Annotated in this window: 27 protein-coding genes; 25 read left to right on the top strand and 2 right to left on the bottom strand. The window is 48.6% G+C overall.

The features are described 5' to 3' along the window. The gene (rpoC, locus tag V8I28_RS10490; protein WP_341780052.1) at positions 1–3648 is read left to right on the top strand and encodes a DNA-directed RNA polymerase subunit beta'; all 3648 of its coding nucleotides are present in this window, start codon (positions 1–3) and stop codon (positions 3646–3648) included. 122 nt (positions 3649–3770) lie between these two features. Here rpoC and V8I28_RS10485 read toward each other — a convergent pair whose 3' ends face one another. Together V8I28_RS10485 and V8I28_RS10480 are read right to left on the bottom strand one after the other, a co-directional pair. Next, positions 3771–3938 (bottom strand): hypothetical protein, encoded by a 168-nt coding sequence (locus V8I28_RS10485; RefSeq protein ID WP_341780051.1) that lies wholly within the window; start codon positions 3936–3938, stop codon positions 3771–3773. A 112-nt stretch (positions 3939–4050) separates the two neighbouring features. Further along, positions 4051–4707: a prepilin peptidase gene (locus V8I28_RS10480; RefSeq protein WP_341780050.1), complete on the bottom strand. Its 657-nt coding sequence runs from the start codon at positions 4705–4707 to the stop codon at positions 4051–4053. 267 nt (positions 4708–4974) lie between these two features. On the opposite strand from V8I28_RS10480, the gene rpsL reads away from it, so the two are divergent. The 24 genes from rpsL to rpmD all read left to right on the top strand — a co-directional run bounded on the left by rpsL (position 4975) and on the right by rpmD (position 18931). Beyond that, a complete protein-coding gene (gene rpsL, locus V8I28_RS10475) occupies positions 4975–5388 on the top strand; it encodes a 30S ribosomal protein S12 (protein ID WP_011668504.1) in 414 nt (137 codons plus the stop codon). A 72-nt stretch (positions 5389–5460) separates the two neighbouring features. Next, positions 5461–5931 (top strand): 30S ribosomal protein S7, encoded by a 471-nt coding sequence (gene rpsG / locus V8I28_RS10470; protein WP_020090150.1) that lies wholly within the window; start codon positions 5461–5463, stop codon positions 5929–5931. Between the two features lie 192 nt (positions 5932–6123). Further along, on the top strand, positions 6124–8223 hold the full coding sequence (fusA, locus tag V8I28_RS10465; protein ID WP_168900804.1) for an elongation factor G: 2100 nt from the start codon (positions 6124–6126) through the stop codon (positions 8221–8223). A 226-nt stretch (positions 8224–8449) separates the two neighbouring features. Further along, positions 8450–9778, top strand: coding sequence for an MATE family efflux transporter (locus V8I28_RS10460; RefSeq protein ID WP_341780049.1), 1329 nt, complete (start codon positions 8450–8452; stop codon positions 9776–9778). Positions 9779–10155: 377 nt separating this feature from the next. Further along, positions 10156–10464 (top strand): 30S ribosomal protein S10, encoded by a 309-nt coding sequence (gene rpsJ, locus V8I28_RS10455; protein ID WP_003638059.1) that lies wholly within the window; start codon positions 10156–10158, stop codon positions 10462–10464. A 38-nt stretch (positions 10465–10502) separates the two neighbouring features. After that, positions 10503–11153: a 50S ribosomal protein L3 gene (gene rplC, locus V8I28_RS10450; RefSeq protein WP_020090147.1), complete on the top strand. Its 651-nt coding sequence runs from the start codon at positions 10503–10505 to the stop codon at positions 11151–11153. Positions 11154–11174: 21 nt separating this feature from the next. After that, positions 11175–11798: a 50S ribosomal protein L4 gene (gene rplD / locus V8I28_RS10445; RefSeq protein WP_341780048.1), complete on the top strand. Its 624-nt coding sequence runs from the start codon at positions 11175–11177 to the stop codon at positions 11796–11798. After that, entirely contained in the window at positions 11798–12085 is a 288-nt protein-coding gene (gene rplW / locus V8I28_RS10440; RefSeq protein WP_020090145.1) for a 50S ribosomal protein L23, read from the top strand. The genes rplD and rplW overlap by 1 nt, the downstream gene beginning before the upstream one ends. 26 nt (positions 12086–12111) lie before the next feature. After that, entirely contained in the window at positions 12112–12960 is an 849-nt protein-coding gene (gene rplB, locus V8I28_RS10435; RefSeq protein ID WP_341780047.1) for a 50S ribosomal protein L2, read from the top strand. Positions 12961–13038: 78 nt separating this feature from the next. Further along, positions 13039–13314, top strand: a complete 276-nt coding sequence (rpsS, locus tag V8I28_RS10430; RefSeq protein ID WP_168848736.1) for a 30S ribosomal protein S19 — start codon at positions 13039–13041, stop codon at positions 13312–13314. A 16-nt stretch (positions 13315–13330) separates the two neighbouring features. Then, on the top strand, positions 13331–13687 hold the full coding sequence (gene rplV, locus V8I28_RS10425) for a 50S ribosomal protein L22 (protein WP_048735501.1): 357 nt from the start codon (positions 13331–13333) through the stop codon (positions 13685–13687). 3 nt (positions 13688–13690) lie between these two features. Beyond that, complete coding sequence (gene rpsC, locus V8I28_RS10420) at positions 13691–14350, top strand: 30S ribosomal protein S3 (RefSeq protein WP_020090141.1); 660 nt, start codon at positions 13691–13693, stop codon at positions 14348–14350. 1 nt (position 14351) lies between these two features. After that, positions 14352–14786 (top strand): 50S ribosomal protein L16, encoded by a 435-nt coding sequence (gene rplP / locus V8I28_RS10415; protein ID WP_341780046.1) that lies wholly within the window; start codon positions 14352–14354, stop codon positions 14784–14786. Further along, positions 14776–14970, top strand: a complete 195-nt coding sequence (gene rpmC, locus V8I28_RS10410) for a 50S ribosomal protein L29 (RefSeq protein ID WP_020090139.1) — start codon at positions 14776–14778, stop codon at positions 14968–14970. The genes rplP and rpmC overlap by 11 nt, the downstream gene beginning before the upstream one ends. Positions 14971–14998: 28 nt before the next feature. Continuing rightward, positions 14999–15265: a 30S ribosomal protein S17 gene (gene rpsQ, locus V8I28_RS10405; RefSeq protein WP_168899175.1), complete on the top strand. Its 267-nt coding sequence runs from the start codon at positions 14999–15001 to the stop codon at positions 15263–15265. A 50-nt stretch (positions 15266–15315) separates the two neighbouring features. Then, a complete protein-coding gene (rplN, locus tag V8I28_RS10400) occupies positions 15316–15684 on the top strand; it encodes a 50S ribosomal protein L14 (RefSeq protein WP_168901468.1) in 369 nt (122 codons plus the stop codon). Positions 15685–15720: 36 nt separating this feature from the next. Beyond that, positions 15721–16032 carry a 50S ribosomal protein L24 gene (rplX, locus tag V8I28_RS10395; protein WP_168899174.1) on the top strand — a complete coding sequence of 104 codons (312 nt, stop codon included), beginning with the start codon at positions 15721–15723 and terminating at the stop codon, positions 16030–16032. A gap of 25 nt (positions 16033–16057) precedes the next feature. After that, positions 16058–16600: a 50S ribosomal protein L5 gene (rplE, locus tag V8I28_RS10390; protein ID WP_341780045.1), complete on the top strand. Its 543-nt coding sequence runs from the start codon at positions 16058–16060 to the stop codon at positions 16598–16600. A gap of 19 nt (positions 16601–16619) precedes the next feature. Next, positions 16620–16805, top strand: a complete 186-nt coding sequence (locus V8I28_RS10385) for a type Z 30S ribosomal protein S14 (protein WP_081624603.1) — start codon at positions 16620–16622, stop codon at positions 16803–16805. A gap of 33 nt (positions 16806–16838) precedes the next feature. Continuing rightward, positions 16839–17237, top strand: a complete 399-nt coding sequence (gene rpsH, locus V8I28_RS10380) for a 30S ribosomal protein S8 (RefSeq protein ID WP_011668485.1) — start codon at positions 16839–16841, stop codon at positions 17235–17237. Between the two features lie 30 nt (positions 17238–17267). Next, a complete protein-coding gene (gene rplF / locus V8I28_RS10375) occupies positions 17268–17804 on the top strand; it encodes a 50S ribosomal protein L6 (RefSeq protein ID WP_341780044.1) in 537 nt (178 codons plus the stop codon). A gap of 38 nt (positions 17805–17842) precedes the next feature. Beyond that, on the top strand, positions 17843–18208 hold the full coding sequence (rplR, locus tag V8I28_RS10370; protein WP_341780043.1) for a 50S ribosomal protein L18: 366 nt from the start codon (positions 17843–17845) through the stop codon (positions 18206–18208). A 22-nt stretch (positions 18209–18230) separates the two neighbouring features. After that, positions 18231–18734 carry a 30S ribosomal protein S5 gene (gene rpsE, locus V8I28_RS10365; protein ID WP_020090131.1) on the top strand — a complete coding sequence of 168 codons (504 nt, stop codon included), beginning with the start codon at positions 18231–18233 and terminating at the stop codon, positions 18732–18734. Positions 18735–18748: 14 nt separating this feature from the next. Next, positions 18749–18931 (top strand): 50S ribosomal protein L30, encoded by a 183-nt coding sequence (rpmD, locus tag V8I28_RS10360; protein WP_341780042.1) that lies wholly within the window; start codon positions 18749–18751, stop codon positions 18929–18931. Positions 18932–18939: the final 8 nt, after the last annotated feature.

Genomic DNA, 18939 nt, shown 5'->3' with positions numbered 1-18939 from the left:
TTGGTCGATGTCAATAAGTTCGAAAGCATGCAGATCGGGCTGGCTTCACCTGATAAGATCCGTAGCTGGTCTTACGGGGAAGTTAAGAAGCCTGAAACCATCAACTACCGGACGTTAAAGCCTGAAAAAGATGGGCTATTCGACGAGCGGATTTTCGGTCCTACCAAGGACTGGGAATGTGCCTGTGGGAAATACAAGCGGATCCGTTACAAGGGTGTCGTTTGTGACCGTTGTGGTGTTGAAGTTACCCGTTCTAAGGTTCGTCGTGAACGGATGGGCCATATCGAATTGGCTGCACCTGTAACCCACATCTGGTACTTCAAGGGGATCCCAAGTCGGATGGGCTTGGTCCTCGACATGAGTCCTCGGGCTCTTGAAGAAATCATCTACTTCGCATCCTACGTGGTCTTAGATCCAGGTAACACGCCATTGGAAAAGAAACAACTCCTTTCCGAACGGGATTACCGTGACAAGCTCGTAGAATACGGTAGCAAGGCCTTTAAGGCTGAAATGGGTGCCGAAGCCATCAAGAAGTTGTTGATGGCCGTAGACCTAGATAAAGAAGTTAAGGAATTAAAGGAAGAATTGAAGGAAGCCACTGGCCAAAAGCGGACGCGTGCCGTTCGTCGTTTGGACATCTTGGAAGCCTTCGTCACATCGGGTAACCGTCCGGAATGGATGGTCATGGATGCGATTCCGGTCATTCCACCTGACTTACGGCCAATGGTGCAACTCGAAGGTGGACGGTTCGCAACGTCTGACTTGAACGACTTGTACCGGCGGGTTATCAACCGGAACAGCCGGTTGAAGCGGTTGTTAGACTTAAATGCGCCTGGCATCATCGTTCAAAACGAAAAGCGGATGCTTCAAGAAGCCGTTGACGCCTTGATCGATAACGGTCGTCGTGGCCGTCCAGTCGCTGGTCCTGGTAACCGGCCACTGAAGTCTCTTTCACACATGTTGAAAGGGAAGCAAGGGCGGTTCCGTCAAAACTTGTTAGGGAAGCGGGTTGACTACTCTGGTCGTTCCGTTATTGACGTTGGTCCTTCCCTCAAGTTTAACCAAATGGGGTTGCCAGTTCCGATGGCCTTGGAATTATTCCGGCCATTCATCATGAAGGAACTGGTTGCTCGGGGCTTAGCTTCTAACATTAAGAACGCCAAGCGCCAAATTGACCGCGAAGATGACGATGTCTTCAACGTGCTTGAAGATGTCATCAAGGAACACCCTGTTCTGTTGAACCGGGCCCCTACGCTTCACCGTTTAGGGATTCAAGCGTTCGAACCCGTCTTGGTTAGTGGTAAAGCGATGCGGTTACACCCATTGGCTTGTGAAGCTTACAACGCCGATTTCGATGGGGACCAAATGGCCATCCACGTGCCATTATCCGACGAAGCACAAGCTGAAGCACGTTTGCTGATGCTGGCCGCTCACCATATCCTGGCGCCTGCCAGTGGTAAGCCAGTGGTTGCACCTTCTCAAGATATGGTTATCGGGAACTACTACCTGACCATGGAAGAAGCTAACCGTGAAGGGGAAGGCATGATCTTTACCGACCTCAACGAAGCCGTCTTGGCTTACCGGAACGGGTTAGTTCACTGGCACACTCGGGTTGGGGTGCAAGTCTCCTCAATGCCGAACAAGCCGTTTACCGACGAACAACGCGGTAAGGTTATGGTTACGACCGTTGGGAAGTTGATCTTTAACAACATCCTACCAAAGTCATTCCCATACCTGAACGAACCAACCAGCACGAACTTGAACGGCTCCGTCCCTGACAAGTACTTCTTGGCACCGGGCGAAGACATTCATGATTACCTGCAAAATGCCGAATTAATCGGACCCTTCAAGAAGGGCTTCTTATCCGACATTATCGCTGCCGTTTACCAACAATATAAGGTTACCGAAACCTCTAAGTTGTTGGACCGGATCAAGGATTTGGGTTACGACGAATCCACGAAGTCTGGACTGACAGTGGGGATGGTCGATGTTACCGACCTGAAGGAAAAGCCAGAAATTATCGATGCTGCCCACAAGCAAGTATCGACGGTAACGAAGCAATTCCGGCGTGGGTTGATTACCGACCACGAACGTTACGAACGGGTCATTGGTATCTGGAACGATGCTAAGGACGAAATTCAAAACGCCTTGATTCACAGTTTCGACCAACAGAACCCTATCTTTATGATGAGTGATTCTGGTGCGCGTGGTAACATTTCTAACTTTACGCAGCTTGCCGGGATGCGGGGCTTGATGGCCGCTCCTAGTGGTGACATCATGGAGCTGCCAATCACGTCTAACTTCCGTGAAGGCCTGTCCGTGATGGAAATGTTCATTTCGACCCACGGTGCTCGTAAAGGGATGACCGATACGGCCCTCAAGACTGCCAACTCAGGTTACCTGACGCGGCGGCTGGTCGATGTTGCGCAAGACGTTATCATTCGGGAAAAGGATTGTGGGACCGACCGTGGCTTGAAGATTCGTGCCATCACTGATGGTAACGAAATGATCGAACCACTGTACGACCGGATCTTAGGGCGTTACACCCAAAAGACCGTCTACGATCCAAAGACTGGGGACGTCATTGTTCCTAAGAACCAGATGATCGTTGAAGACACCGCTCAAAAGATTGTCGATGCCGGTGTTGAAGAAGTTACCATCCGTTCCGCCTTTACTTGCAACACTGAACATGGTGTTTGTGAACATTGTTATGGCCGGAACATGGCTACTGGTGACGAAGTTGAAGTTGGTGAAGCTGTCGGAACTGTTGCCGCACAATCTATCGGTGAACCAGGGACGCAGCTGACCATGCGGAACTTCCATACCGGTGGTGTGGCTGGTAACGAAGATATTACCCAAGGGTTGCCTCGTGTTCAAGAATTGTTTGAATCTCGGAACCCTAAAGGTAAAGCTGAGATTACCGAAGTTACTGGGACGGTTGAATCAATCGAAGAAAACCCAGCAGAACGGACCAAGGAAGTTACTATCAAGGGTGAAGCCGATACGCGGACTTACACGTTGCCAATCACTGCCCGTATGCGGGTTAGCGAAGGTGACTTCATCCACCGTGGTGGCGCCTTGAACTATGGGTCTGTTGATCCTAAGGAATTACTCCGGGTTCGGGATGTCTTATCAACTGAAACTTACATCTTAGGTGAAGTGCAACGGGTTTACCGGATGCAAGGTGTGGCTATCAGTGATAAGCACGTTGAAATCATGGTTCGTCAGATGCTGCGGAAAGTTCGGATCATGGATCCGGGCGATACCGACGTGTTACCTGGGACTTTGATGGATATTCAAGACTTCCGGCGTGCCAACTACCAGACGTTAATCTCTGGTGGGATTGCGGCCACCGCTCGTCCAGTTATCCTGGGGATCACCAAGGCTGCCTTGGAAACCAACAGTTTCTTGTCAGCCGCTTCCTTCCAGGAAACGACGCGTGTCTTGACCGATGCTGCTATTCGGGGCAAGAACGATCCATTAGTTGGTTTGAAGGAAAACGTTATTATTGGGAAGATTATTCCTGCCGGGACTGGGATGCCAGATTACCGTCAGATCAAGCCCAAGGAAGTTGGCGGTTCGTCAACCGAAGGCGTCTACTCAATCAGCGATTTGGAAAAGCAAATGCAAGAAGACTCTCAAGCTTAGTGACAACTAGCTTGTTGGTCGGGGACTCGTCAGAGATGGCGGGTCCTTTTTGTATTCAAAAAGAGGCTTAGGCTTACACGCCGAGACCTCTGGGTAAACGATATTTACTTTTTAGGTGATGACTATTCTGGAAATTGGCGCGACAATTCTCGTTGGGCCTCAGCGACCGCCCGTTGATATTCCGGCGAGTGGATACGCTGGTGCAGGGCGCCCCGTTCTGTCGGCGTGAGCTTACGGTCGAGCGTATCGTCGACGATTAGTGGATCGGGTTCAGGGGTGGTATTCTTCAAAAGTCACGGCCTCCTTATGGTAGAGCTCATCGGTTGCAAGTAAAATAGCCTCTTGATTGGGGAAGCCTGGTTGCTTGAAGCTAGTATACCTGACCTGATAGAAAAGGTTCACTCATCGCATCAGCCACCACCCCACCGCGCTCATCACCAAATAAGGAAGAAAGGCCAGTCGTTCACCGCGGCGTGCCCGCCACAACGCCAGTCCACAGGCGACGAGTAGCCACTGGGCGGTGGCCGGGAGCCCCCACAGAAGACCGTAGCTGAGAATCATTTCCAGATCGCCATCGCCCACCAATGGTCGCGACCAGCGCGGCCAGAGCATCCGAATCAGGTCGAATCCCAGAATCCCCACGAGCCAGATGAGGGGCGGCTGGGCCAGCAGATCGACGCCGAGCGCCAGCCAACTCACCCAGCCGGGAAACGTCTGACACCGGGCATCACACAGCGCGGCAAAGGTCCAGAGTCCCAGCCACAGGGCGATCCGCAGACTGAAGGGCGTGGCAACGGTGGTGGCAATCAATCCGGCGCCGACCTCGAGAATCAAGGTGATTGGTGGAATGACGGCCGTGCAGGTACGGCATTTTCCTCGCACCAGGAGGTAGCTCAGCACCGGCACCAATTGCCAGTAGGCCAAGGGGGTCTGACAGGTATCGCAATGGGACCGCGGAAAGAAATAAGACGTTCCCGCCGCGTATCGACTCGCGAGGGCCACCAGTAGGGAACCGCAGCAGGCCCCGTAAATAAATAGAATTGGGATTAACATGGACATCACCTCTACCCCTTAACTCCGGTAAAACTGGCGAAATGTTTGTGGGAAATACCCGAAACCTTTATTGACATGGGTTTTCAGGCGTGGTATTCTATTAAAGGTGCTTTTCGCAGACAGGTCTCGGGTATTCACTACCAGACATGCTGACTGACGGCGGGAGGGACACTTCAATTGAACCCGCGTCTGAGTGGCCTTTTTTCTTTAACGAAAAATGAACCACCTGGATGTGTGGACTAAACTCAAGAATAGGAAAGGAGGACTATTTAGATGCCTACTATCAACCAATTGGTGCGTAAAGGTCGTAAATCTAAAAGTTCTAAATCAGATGCCCCAGCTTTAAACTACGGGTATAACAGTTTCAAAAAAGCTCAAGTTAAGAATCCAGCTCCACAAAAGCGTGGGGTTGCTACTCGTGTCGGTACCATGACACCAAAGAAGCCTAACTCAGCTTTACGGAAATATGCACGTGTGCGGTTGTCCAACTTAATTGAAGTGACTGCTTACATTCCTGGTATCGGTCATAACCTTCAAGAACATAGTGTTGTCTTAATCCGTGGTGGCCGGGTAAAGGATTTACCTGGGGTTCGTTACCACATCATCCGTGGTGCGCTCGATACTGCCGGTGTTACTGACCGTCGTCAAGGTCGTTCCAAGTATGGGACTAAGAAGCCTAAGGGCTAAGACGAACTATTAAACTGACTTGCACGGTTGCCGTCAAGCAGTTTGAAACAACATTCGAGGAGGATATTAACAATGCCTAGAAAAGGAAACGTACAAAAGCGTGAAGTCCTTCCTGATCCAATTTACAACTCAAAGTTGGTTACTCGTTTGATTAACCACACGATGATGGATGGGAAACGCGGGACTTCTACTAAAATTATTTATGGTGCCTTCGACATCATTAAGAACGAAACTGGTAACGATCCAGTTGAAGTTTTCGAAGAAGCAATGAAGAACGTTATGCCAGTCTTGGAAGTTAAGGCTCGGCGTGTTGGTGGGTCAAACTACCAAGTTCCAATCGAAGTACGTCCAGATCGCCGGACCACTTTAGGTCTTCGGTGGATGGTTCAGTACTCCCGTCTTCGTGGCGAACACACGATGGTTGAACGTCTTGCACGTGAAATCATGGATGCTGCCAACAACACGGGTGCAGCTGTTAAGAAGCGTGAAGATACGCACCGGATGGCTGATGCTAACCGTGCCTTCGCACACTACCGTTGGTAAAAAGCAGCTATCGCACTGCATTGCCAACAGTGTGATAAAATGTTGGAGCGGAGTGTTTTTGACACTTTCGTCTCTGGCTTAAGGGATTATTCCTTTAATCGAGAGGTGGCTACTAAATCAGTGTGATGATAGTAGCCACCTTTTGGCACAATCACAACCTATGATCAAATTGAGAGGAGTTACACATTAATCATGGCTAATACTCGTGAATTTCCGCTTGAGAAGACGCGTAACATTGGTATCATGGCTCATATTGATGCCGGTAAAACGACGACTACTGAGCGTATCCTGTATTATACTGGTAAGATCCACAAGATTGGTGAAACCCATGATGGGGCTTCACAAATGGACTGGATGGAACAAGAACAAGAACGGGGTATTACGATCACTTCCGCCGCTACTACTGCGGAATGGAAAGAACACCGGATCAACATCATCGATACACCAGGACACGTGGACTTCACTGTTGAAGTTGAACGTTCCTTGCGGGTCCTTGATGGCGCGATCGCTGTCTTAGATGGTCAAGCCGGGGTTGAACCTCAGACCGAAACGGTTTGGCGTCAAGCCTCCGACTTCGATGTTCCCCGTATCGTTTTCGTTAACAAGATGGACAAGCTGGGTGCCGACTTCGACTTCTCAGTAAACTCCCTCCACGAACGTCTTCAAGCCAATGCCGTTGCTTTGCAAATGGCTATCGGTGCCGAAGATGACTTTGCCGGTGTTGTTGACTTAATCGAAATGAAGGCCTACATCTACGATAAGGATAAGTTAGGTTCTTCATGGGATACGGTTGAAATTCCTGATGACATGAAGGAAGAAGCCCAAAAGCGCCATGAAGGGATTATCGAAAGCGTTGCTGACGTTGACGATGAAATCATGGAAAAGTACCTCGAAGGTGAAGAAATCACCAAAGAGGAATTGAAGGCTGCTATCCGTCGTGCAACTTTACGTTTGGACATGTTCCCTGTCTTTGCTGGTTCTGCCTTCAAGGATAAGGGTGTTCAGATGTTGATGGATGCCGTTATCGACTACTTGCCATCACCATTGGATGTTAAGCCATACAACGCCACGGTTCCTGATACTGACGAAGCCGTTACGTTACGTGCTAACGATGACGATCCGTTCGCTGCCTTGGCTTTCAAGGTTGCCACTGACCCATTCGTTGGTCGTTTGACTTACATCCGGGTATACTCCGGGACTCTGGAAGCTGGTTCTTACGTGCTTAACTCCACGAAGGACAAGCGTGAACGGGTTGGTCGTTTGCTGCAAATGCACTCTAACCACCGTCAAGAAATCCCAGAAGTCTTCTCCGGTGATATCGCCGGTGCCATTGGTTTGAAGAACACCACGACTGGTGACTCTCTGACCGATCCTGATCACCCATTACACTTGGAATCAATGAACTTCCCAGATCCTGTTATCCAGGTTGCCGTTGAACCTAAGACGAAGGCTGACCAAGACAAGATGAACAACGCTCTGCAAAAGCTGTCTGAAGAAGACCCAACTTTCAAGGCTGAAACTAACCCTGAAACTGGTGAAACTCTGATCGCCGGAATGGGTGAACTTCACTTGGACATCATCATCGACCGGATGAAGCGTGAATTTAAGGTTGAAGCAAACATTGGTGCTCCTCAAGTTGCCTACCGTGAAGCCTTCACGAAGTCAACTAAGGTCCAAGGTAAGTTTGTTCGTCAATCTGGTGGTAAAGGTCAATATGGTGACGTTTGGATCGAATTTACCCCTAACGAACGTGGTAAGGGTTACGAATTCGAAGACGCTATCGTTGGTGGGGTTGTTCCTCGTGAATTTATCCCTTCAGTTGACCAAGGTCTGCAAGAAGCCATGGCAAACGGTGTCTTAGCCGGTTACCCATTGGTTGATGTTAAGGCCAAGTTATACGATGGTAGTTACCATGAAGTCGATTCTAGTGAAGCAGCCTTCAAGGTTGCCGCTTCCTTGGCTTTACGGAATGCCGTTAAGTCTGCTGGTCCCGTTATCCTGGAACCAATCATGAAGGTTGATATCCTGGTACCAGAAGAATACATGGGTGATATCATGGGCCAAGTTACCGCTCGTCGTGGTAAGGTTGATGGTATGGAAGCTCGTGGGAACGCACAAATGATTCACTCCTTCGTTCCGTTAGCCGAAATGTTCGGTTACGCGACGACGTTACGTTCTGCTTCTCAAGGTCGTGGTACCTTTACCATGACGTTTGACCACTACGAACCAACGCCTAAGAGTGTTCAAGCTGATATTATCAAGAAGAATGGCGGTACTCCAGTCGAAGACTAGAGTCGCGTGATTCTCTGAAACGAAACGTCCTGCCGTCATGGTGGGGCGTTTTTTTTTTACGCCTTTTTCGAGCGGCGACGGCCGGACGGGGACGGTCACAGCCGGCATGGTGCGGTGGGGGCGGAGCGGTCACCAGAATAGCGGCTTCAACGGCCACCTGACAGAACGTGGTGTTTTGCGGTATAATAAGCCTCGTGCGTCTACGTTAAGTATTGGAGAGTGAGTTATGGAAGAATTGTTTGAACGGGCGCCGATTCCGCGAGCTTATTTTAAGTTGGCACTGCCCGTGGTCTTAAGCATGGTGGCCAGCATGATTTACAATCTGGCCGATACCTTCTTCGTGTCGCAAACGCAGAACACCAACCTGGTGGCTGGGGTGGCGCTGTGTACGCCACTATTCTCATTTCTGATTGCCATTGGTGATATCTTCGGCCTCGGGGGAAGTTCGCTCATCTCGCGATTGCTAGGTGAAAAGGCCTACGCGACTGGGAGCCGCGTCAGTAGCTTCTGCCTGTACGGGGCAGTGGTACTGGGCCTCATCACCACGGTGGTCCTGTTGGTCTTTACCCGGCCGATTCTCCACCTCTTGGGGGCGACGCCGGCGACTTACCGGTATGCGTCGCAGTTTTATCGGATTATGGCGGTCGGGGCGATGCCCATCATCGTGTCGATTGTGCCGGGAAACCTGATCAGAACGGAAGGCTTCGCGACCCAGTCCATGGTGGGCACGATGGTCGGAACGGTTATTACCATCATCCTCGATCCGTTGCTGATCTTCCCGTTGGGTATGGGCGCAGCCGGAGCGGCTTTGGCGACCGTGATTGGTTACACGATTTCGGCCCTGTTGTTGGTTTATCTGACCAAACGCTATTGCCAGGTCATCTCGATTGACCCCAAGATTAGTCGGATCGACCAGCAGTTGATTCGCCAGGTTCTCTTCATCGGGATTCCCGGGTCAATCACCAACCTGATGCAAGCGTTCGGGACGGCCGTCTTGAATCGCTATCTGGTGGATTACGGCCCGACCCGCGTGGCCGCCATGGGGATTGTGCTCAAGGTCTACATGATTATTATGCTGGTCATGGTCGGCTTTGCCTTTGGGGCGCAACCAATGATTGGTTACACCTTTGGGGCGAAGAACATGGCCCGTTTCAGAAAGATTTTGCACTTCGACCTGCTCGTCGAGGTGGGCTACGCGTTGGTCTTTGCTGTCGTTCTCATGGTCTTTGCGCCGCAGATTATTGCGCTGTTTCTCCATAACACGGCGGTCATCACGGCGGGAACGTACATGCTACGGGCCTTCCTGGCGACGACGCCGTTCGTAGGGGCGGTGCTGGTTTACACGACCGTCTTCCAAAGTACGGGGAAGGCGAGTGGGGCCTTTATCATGTCGATTGCTCGGCAAGGGGTGGTCTTTTACCTGATGATTGTCCTGGGAGCCCACCTATTCGGCTACCACGGGGTCATCTGGGCCCAGCCGGCCGCCGATGTGGTGACGTGTCTGATTGGTTGGCTCCTGGCCAAGGTGCTATTTAATAGGAAGAAGTCGGCTTGATTGGCGATCGTTAACTGGGTCAATCCGTTGGCGCCGTAATGATGAGCAGCCCTTAACGGGGAGGCTTATCGTTGGTGGTTAAAACGGGGCAGGCGGTTATAAAATATTTTGGGTTAAGTTGACCGATATCAAATTGGTCAGCGATTTCATAAGAAAATTCGATTAATTGTGCGAAAACCCTTGCCAGCCGGCGTTTTATTTAGTATGATAGTCAAGTGCTGAAATTCTGACGGTGTTTTGAACACCCCGGGGTAAGCTCAAAAGTTTAAGCGATGATGTGGGAGATTGCGACACACCCGGCCGCTTTGCCATGAGGGTGTGGCGGGAATTTCCACGGAGTTAGTCTTATTTTTAAAATAGACGAAGGAGGGAACACAATGGCAAAACAAAAAATTCGGATTCGGTTGAAGGCGTACGAACATCGTATCCTCGACCAATCAGCGGACAAGATCGTTGAAACGGCTAAGAGAACTGGTGCCACTATTTCTGGTCCAATTCCATTACCAACTGAACGGACGATCTACACCGTCTTACGTTCACCACATAAGTTTAAGGACTCACGTGAACAATTCGAAATGCGGACGCACAAGCGTTTGATCGATATCGTTAACCCAACGCCAAAGACAGTTGACTCATTAATGAAGCTCGACTTGCCTAGTGGTGTGGACATCGAAATCAAGTTATAATTTTTCAAAATAAATACAATATAATCGGAGGTGTACTCATGACCACAAAAGGAATCTTAGGGAAAAAGGTCGGGATGACGCAAGTCTTCACTGATGCTGGCGAATTAATCCCCGTTACGGTTGTCGAAGCAACCCCAAACGTCGTGTTACAAGTTAAGACGATGGAAAACGACGGTTACGATGCCATTCAACTTGGTTACCAAGACAAGCGTGAAGTACTCAGCAACAAGCCCGAACAAGGTCATGTAGCAAAAGCAAACACGACTCCTAAGCGCTTCATTCGTGAATTCAGAGATGTTGAGCTGGGAGATTACAAGGTAGCAGACGAAGTTAAAGTTGATACCTTCCAAGCAGGAGACATCGTTGATGTCACTGGTGTCACTAAAGGTCATGGATACCAAGGTAACATTCATAAGGATGGTCAAAGCCGTGGCCCTATGGCCCATGGTTCTCGTTACCACCGTCGTCCAGGTTCTCTGGGTGCTATCATCAACCGGGTCTTCCCTGGCATGAAGCTTCCAGGTCGGATGGGTAACAAGCAAGTTACTATCCAAAACCTTGTGATCGTTAAGGCCGACGTTGATAACAACGTTCTGTTGATTAAGGGTAATGTGCCTGGTGCCAACAAGTCACTCGTTACGGTTAAGAGTGCTGTTCGCCCACCACGTCCTAAGCATTCAGAAAACTAATTAGGAAGGGAGGATAATTAAATGACAAGCGTAGCATTATACAAACAAGATGGTAGCCAAAACGGCGACGTTACTTTGAACGCCGATATCTTCGGTGTTGAACCTAACGAAAACGTCGTATTCGACACGATCCTGATGCAACGGGCATCCATGCGCCAAGGAACTCACGCCGTTAAGAACCGGAGTGCTGTTCGTGGTGGTGGTAAGAAGCCATGGCGTCAAAAGGGTACTGGTCGGGCACGTCAAGGTTCAATCCGTTCACCACAATGGGTTGGTGGTGGTGTGGTCTTTGGCCCTACCCCTCGCTCTTACAGTTACCGCCTTCCTAAGAAGGTTAGCCGTTTAGCATTAAAGTCCGTTCTTTCTCAAAAGGTTCTCGATGATAACTTCGTCCTTGTTGACGGTTTAGCATTCGATGCACCTAAGACGAAAGAATTTGCTTCAGTGCTTGCTGGTTTGAATGTCACGACTAAGACGTTGGTTGTCCTTGAAGATGACAACGTTACTGCTGCTTTAGCAGCCCGCAACTTAGCCAACGTTAAGGTTATTCCTGCCAAGAGCTTGAATGTCCTCGACATTGCTGATGCTGACAAGTTAGTGATCACGCAACCAGCTCTTTCTCAAGTAGAGGAGGTGCTCGCATAATGGAAGCACGTGACATTATTTTACGCCCAGTTGTTACTGAAGCCTCAATGGCAACTATGGACGACAAGCGTTACACGTTCGACGTTGATGTACGAGCAACTAAGACTCAAGTCAAGCATGCCATTGAAGACATCTTTGACGTTAAGGTTGTCAAGGTCAACATCATGAACTTAAAGGGTAAGAAGAAGCGTCAAGGACGTTACGAAGGCTACACTAAGAAGCGTCGTAAGGCCATTGTCAGCTTATCTGCCGACTCAAAAGAAATCAAGTTATTCAACGAAGAATAAAATCTCAGATATAGGAGGGAAATAACGTGGCGATTAAGAAATACAAACCAACAAGCAATGGTCGTCGTAATATGACGAGCTTGGTTTACAAAGACGTCATCACTAAGACGACTCCTGAAAAGTCATTGCTTGATTCACAAAGTCACACTGCCGGCCGTAACAACGCTGGTCGTATGACTGTCCGTCATCGTGGCGGTGGTAACAAGCGTCAATACCGGATCATCGACTTCAAGCGTATCAAGGATGATGTGCCAGCAACTGTTAAGGCTATCGAATACGACCCTAACCGGACTGCTAACATTGCCTTATTAGTTTACGCTGACGGTGTTAAGTCTTACATTATTGCGCCTAAGGGCTTAAAGGTTGGCGACAAGGTTCAATCTGGTCCAGAAGCTGATATTAAGACGGGTAACGCTTTACCATTAGCTAACATTCCATTCGGTACTGTTATTCACAACATCGAATTGAAGCCAGGTAAGGGTGGCCAATTGGTCCGTTCTGCTGGGACTTCAGCACAATTGTTAGGTAAAGCTAACGATGACAAGTACGTGTTAGTTCGGTTATCATCCGGTGAAGTTCGGATGGTTCTGAAGGTTAACCGTGCAACCATCGGTGCCGTTGGTAACGAAGAACATGAATTGGTTAACGTTGGTAAAGCCGGCCGTACACGTTGGGCTGGTCAACGTCCTCACGTTCGTGGTTCAGTTATGAACCCTAACGATCACCCACATGGTGGTGGTGAAGGTAAGGCACCTGTTGGTTTACCATCTCCTCTTTCTCCATGGGGTAAGAAGACTGTTGGTAAGAAGACGCGTTCTAAGAAGAACAAGAGCAACAAGTTCATCGTACGTCGTCGTAAAGGTTCCAAGATGTAATAATCCGGTTATCCGGATGTCAAGAGACCTGGTGATCATCGCCCTAAGCGATGCGCCACAAGTAGAGGAGGTTTCATAATGGGTCGTAGTTTGAAAAAAGGACCTTTCGCCGATGCGCACTTATTGAAGAAGATTGATGCGCAGAAGGATCAAGACAAGAAAGCTGTCATCAAGACCTGGTCCCGCCGGTCTACTATTTTCCCTAGCTTTATTGGTTATACCATTGCTGTATATGATGGACGGAAGCATGTCCCAGTTTACATTCAAGAAGATATGGTAGGCCACAAGCTTGGCGAATTCGTACCAACCCGGACTTTCCGTGGTCATGGTGGCGACGATAAAACAACTCGTTGATAAGGAGGATTAACTAATGGCTGAACAAGTTACATCAGCGCAAGCGACTGCTAAGACGGTTCGGATTGCTGCTCGCAAAGTCCGCCTTGTCATCGATCTTATCCGCGGCAAGAGCGTCGCTGAAGCGATCGCTATTTTAAAGTTCACACCGCGTGGAGCATCACCGGTTGTGGCAAAGGTATTGAACTCAGCAATTGCTAACGCAGAAAACAATTTTGACTTAGATCGTCAAGATTTAGTTGTTAGCGAAGCCTATGTGAACGAAGGACCAACCCTCAAGCGGTTCCGTCCTCGTGCCAAAGGCTCTGCTTCACCAATCAACAAACGTACGAGTCACATTACGGTTGTTGTATCTGAAAAAGAGGAGGGATAACGCGTGGGTCAAAAAGTAAATCCAACTGGATTACGGGTCGGTATCATTCGCGACTGGGAAGCAAAGTGGTATGCTGAAAAGGATTTCGCTGCTTACCTGAAGGAAGACCTTCAAATCCGTAAATTTATCGAAAAGCGTCTCGTTGACGCATCTGTATCAACTGTTGAGATTGAACGGGCTGCAAACCGCGTCAACATCTCAATTCACACTGCCAAGCCAGGGATGGTTATTGGTAAGGGTGGTTCAGAAGTCGAAAATCTCCGTAAGGAATTGAACGACTTGACTGGCAAGCGTGTCCACATCAACATCGTGGAAATCAAGAAGCCAGATCTGGACGCCAAATTGGTTGGCGAAAACATCGCCCGTCAATTGGAAGGTCGGGTTGCATTCCGTCGCGCTATGCGTGGAACCATGCAACGGACCATGCGTTCTGGTGCCAAGGGTATCAAGACGCAAGTATCAGGCCGTTTGAACGGTGCTGACATGTCCCGTGTCGAAAGCTATGCTGAAGGTACGGTTCCTCTGCACACGTTACGTGCTGATATCGACTACGCTTGGGTAGAAGCGCACACCACTTATGGTTCTCTGGGTGTTAAGACCTGGATCTACCGTGGTGAAATTTTACCTGAAAAGAAACAATCTAACGGACAAGGAGGGAAATAGCATGCTGGTACCTAAGCGAGTAAAGTTCCGTCGTGTCCACCGTGGTAAGCTTCGTGGCGAATCCAAGGGTGGCAAGAGCGTGGCTTTCGGTGATTACGGTTTGCAAGCGTTGGATTCCAAGTGGATTACCAACCGTCAAATCGAAGCAGCCCGTATTGCAATTACGCGTTATATGAAGCGTGGTGGGAAAGTTTGGATCAAGATTTTCCCTCACAAATCCTACACCAGTAAAGGTGTTGGGGTCCGGATGGGTAATGGTAAAGGTACGCCTGATGGCTGGGTAGCCCCAGTCAAGCGTGGCAAGGTAATGTTCGAAGTCGGTGGCGTTTCTGAAGAAACGGCCCGCGAAGCATTACGGCTTGCAGCCATGAAGCTTCCCGTTCGCACTAAGGTCTTAACTCGAGAGGAAGTAGGTGGCGAATCTAATGAAGACTAAAGAAATCAATGAATTAACCACTGCTGAAATGCTCGATAAAGAAAAGAGCTACAAGGACGAATTATTCAACTTGCGTTTCCAATTAGCTACTGGTCAATTGGAAAACACTGCACGGTTGAAGCAGGTTCGCAAGAACATTGCGCGGATTAAGACCGCTCTTCGTCAACAAGAACTGAACAAATAGAATACGATAAGAAGGAGGTCACTAATACATGAGTGATGCACGTAATAACCGCAAGGTTTACCGTGGTCGTGTCGTGTCTGACAAGATGGACAAGACGATCACTGTCGTTGTAGAAACGACGAAGACGGATGCAAGATATGGTAAGCGTGTCAAGTACTCCAAGAAGTACAAGGCACATGACGAAAAGAATGAAGCCCAAACCGGCGACATTGTTGAAATCATGGAAACTCGTCCATTATCTGCTACCAAGCGGTTCCGCTTAGTCGACATTGTTGAAAAAGCAGTAATCATTTAGGTGTCGTTTTTATCGTATTCTGAACTAGATCTGAAGGGAGGACACTAGCTGTGATCCAACAAGAAAGTCGCTTAAAGGTTGCCGATAACTCCGGCGCCCGGGAAATCCTGACTATCAAGGTTCTGGGTGGCTCAAAACGTCGCTACGCCGGAATCGGTGATATCATCGTTGCTACTGTCAAACAAGCAACACCAGGTGGCGTTGTCAAAAAAGGTGATGTAGTCAAGGCTGTTATTGTTCGTACGAAGTCTCGTGTACGTCGTAATGATGGTTCTTACATCGGTTTTGATGAAAATGCTGCTGTGCTGATTAAAGACGACAAGAGCCCACAAGGGACTCGGATCTTTGGACCAGTTGCACGTGAATTACGTGACAACGACTTCATGAAGATTATCTCATTAGCACCCGAAGTACTGTAATTAAGAATCGCGTTAAACAAGGAGGTGCCCACAGGAATGCTTATTAAAACTGGTGACAAGGTCCGCGTGATCGCTGGCAAGGATAAAGGTAAGGAAGGTACGATTTCCAAGGTCTTCAATGCCAAGAACCGCGTGATCGTTAAAGGCGTCAATATGATTAAGAAGCACCAAAAAGCTTCTCAAACTAATCCCCAAGGCGGAATTATTGATATTGAAGCACCAATTCACGCATCCAACGTTATGCTTATTGATCCTTCGAACAACGAACCAACCCGGCTTGGCGTTCGTGTTGAAGATGGTCACAAAGTCCGGTTCGCTAAGAAGTCCGGCGAAACCATCGACAAATAATCATTGAAAGGAGGAACATAATTTCATGTCAGCTCGTTTAAAAGAAAAGTACGTTAATGAAATTACCCCATCATTGGTGGAAAAATTTAGCTACAGTTCTGTTATGCAAACGCCGAAGATCGAAAAGATCGTATTGAACATGGGCGTTGGTGATGCTGTTTCCAACGCTAAGAACCTCGACGAAGCCGTTGAAGAACTTGGATTGATTTCTGGTCAAAAGCCATTGGTTACTAAGGCCAAGAAGTCAATTGCAACCTTCCGTCTCCGTGAAGGCATGTCAATCGGTGCTAAGGTTACCCTCCGCGGTGACCGGATGTACGAATTCCTGGACAAGTTAATCAACGTGTCATTGCCACGTGTTCGTGACTTCCATGGTGTTAGCTCTCGTGCCTTTGATGGCCGTGGGAACTACACGTTGGGGATCAAGGAACAATTAATTTTCCCAGAAATCAACTTTGATAACGTTAACCGTGTTCGTGGTTTGGACATCGTTATCGTTACGACGGCAAACACTGATGAAGAGTCACGCGAAATGTTGACTCAATTCGGTATGCCGTTTGCACACTAATTAAGGAGGTTCACACAAATTGGCTAAGAAATCACAAATTGCTAAGAACAAGCGTCCTGCGAAGTTCTCTACACAAGAATATACTCGTTGCGAACGTTGTGGACGTCCACACTCTGTTTATCAAAAGTTCCACCTTTGCCGTATCTGCCTACGCGAACTTGCCCACAAGGGTCAAATTCCTGGTATGAAGAAGGCTAGCTGGTAAAACGAATTTTAAACAAAGGGAGGGTAAACGTTAATGTCCATGACTGATCCTATTGCAGACTTCTTGACGCGGATCCGTAACGCCAACATGGTGCGTCACGAATCACTCGAAGTACCTGCATCTAAAATTAAACGCGACATCGCTGAAATCCTGAAGCGCGAAGGTTTCATCCGTAATGTTGAATACATCGATGATGACAAGCAAGGCATCATCCGCGTGTTCCTGAAGTACGGTAAGGATAACCAACGTGTCATCAGTGGTTTGAAGCGTATTTCTAAGCCCGGCTTACGTTCATACGTTAAGGCCGACGCTGTGCCAAAGGTTCTGAACGGTTTAGGTATCGCTATTATCTCCACCTCTGAAGGGGTAGTTACTGATAAAGAAGCGCGTGCCAAGAAAATCGGTGGCGAAGTTCTCGCCTACGTTTGGTAAAACTTTTAAGAAGATAGGAGGTGCCTTACAGTGAGTCGTATTGGTTATAAAACTGTCGATGTCCCAGCTGGTGTCGAAGTTAAACGCGATGGTGATCAAGTAACGGTCAAGGGTCCTAAAGGTTCTTTAACCCGGACTTTCTCTGACATCATCACCATGAAGATTAGTGACGGTGCGGTTGATTTCGACCGTCCAGATAACAACAACAAGACCCGTGCTCTTCACGGAACTCAGCGCGCTAACTTAAACAACATGGTTGAAGGTGTTGTGAATGGTTTCGCTAAGACCTTGAAGTTGGTCGGTGTTGGTTACCGTGTTCAAGCCAAGGGTAAGACCTTGATCTTGAGTGTTGGTTACTCCAACCCTGTTGAAATGGCTATTCCAGAAACCTTGGAAGTTAAGGTTCCTGATAACACGACCATCAACATTTCTGGTATCAGCAAGCAAGAAGTCGGTGACTTTGCCGCCGAAGTTCGTGCCGTTCGTTCACCAGAACCTTACAAGGGTAAGGGTATCCGTTACGAAAACGAATACGTTCGGATTCGTGAAGGTAAGACTGGTAAGTAACAGTAACGCAGCTTAATTGCTGATAATTCTACAAAGAGGTGACTATTTTGATTACAAAACCAGATAAGAACAAGACACGTCAAAAGCGTCATACGCGTGTCCGGAACAAAATTTCTGGAACTGCAGAACGCCCACGCTTAAACGTTTTCCGCTCTAACAAAAACATCTACGCTCAAGTCATTGATGACGTAGCGGGTGTCACGCTTGTTAGTGCCTCAACGTTAGATAGCGAAGTCAGTGGCGACAACAAGACCGACCAAGCTAAGGCGGTTGGTGCTTTAGTTGCTAAGCGCGCTGTCGAAAAGAAGATTAGCAACGTCGTGTTTGATCGTGGCGGGTACTTGTACCATGGCCGTGTCCAAGCATTGGCGGAAGCTGCTCGTGAAAACGGGCTGGAATTTTAACAGTAAGGAGGAATAACCACACATGGCAAAATTTATTGATCCCGACAAGTTAGAACTTGAAGATAACGTTGTTGCTATCAACCGGATTACCAAAGTTGTTAAAGGTGGCCGTCGTCTTCGGTTCTCAGCACTTGTAATTGTCGGCGATAAGAACGGTCACGTTGGCTTCGGTACTGGTAAAGCACAAGAAGTCCCAGAAGCTATCCGTAAGGCTGTTGAAGCCGCTCGTAAGAACTTGATCGAAGTTCCGATCGTGGGAACGACCATTCCTCACGAAGCACTCGGTCTGTACGGTGGGGGTAAGATTTTACTCAAGCCCGCTGCTGAAGGTTCTGGAGTTACTGCCGGTGGTGCCGTTCGTTCCGTCATGGAATTAGCCGGTGTTGCTGACGTTACTTCTAAGCGTCTTGGCTCTAACACACCTGTTAACGCAGTTCGTGCCACTTTTGCTGGCCTTGCTGAGTTAAAGCGTGCTGAAGAAGTTGCCGCTCTCCGTGGTGTCTCTCTTCAACACTTAGCTGAATAAGGAGGGGTATTAAAATGGCTCAATTAAAAGTTACTTTAATTCATAGTGCTGCTCACCGCCTCCCTAAACAGCGGAAGATTGTGGAAGCTCTTGGTTTGAACCGCGTGAACAGCACGGTTTTACAACCGGACAACGAAGCCACTCGCGGTGCGCTTTTCCAAATCGCACATTTAATTAAAGTTGAAGAAGTTAAGTAGTCCTAATT

The organism is Levilactobacillus sp. HBUAS70063 (genome assembly GCF_038374745.1).
Classification (GTDB): domain Bacteria; phylum Bacillota; class Bacilli; order Lactobacillales; family Lactobacillaceae; genus Levilactobacillus.
The sequence above is the reverse complement of the archived record's forward strand: the minus strand, read 5'-3'. Positions and strand labels throughout refer to the sequence as shown.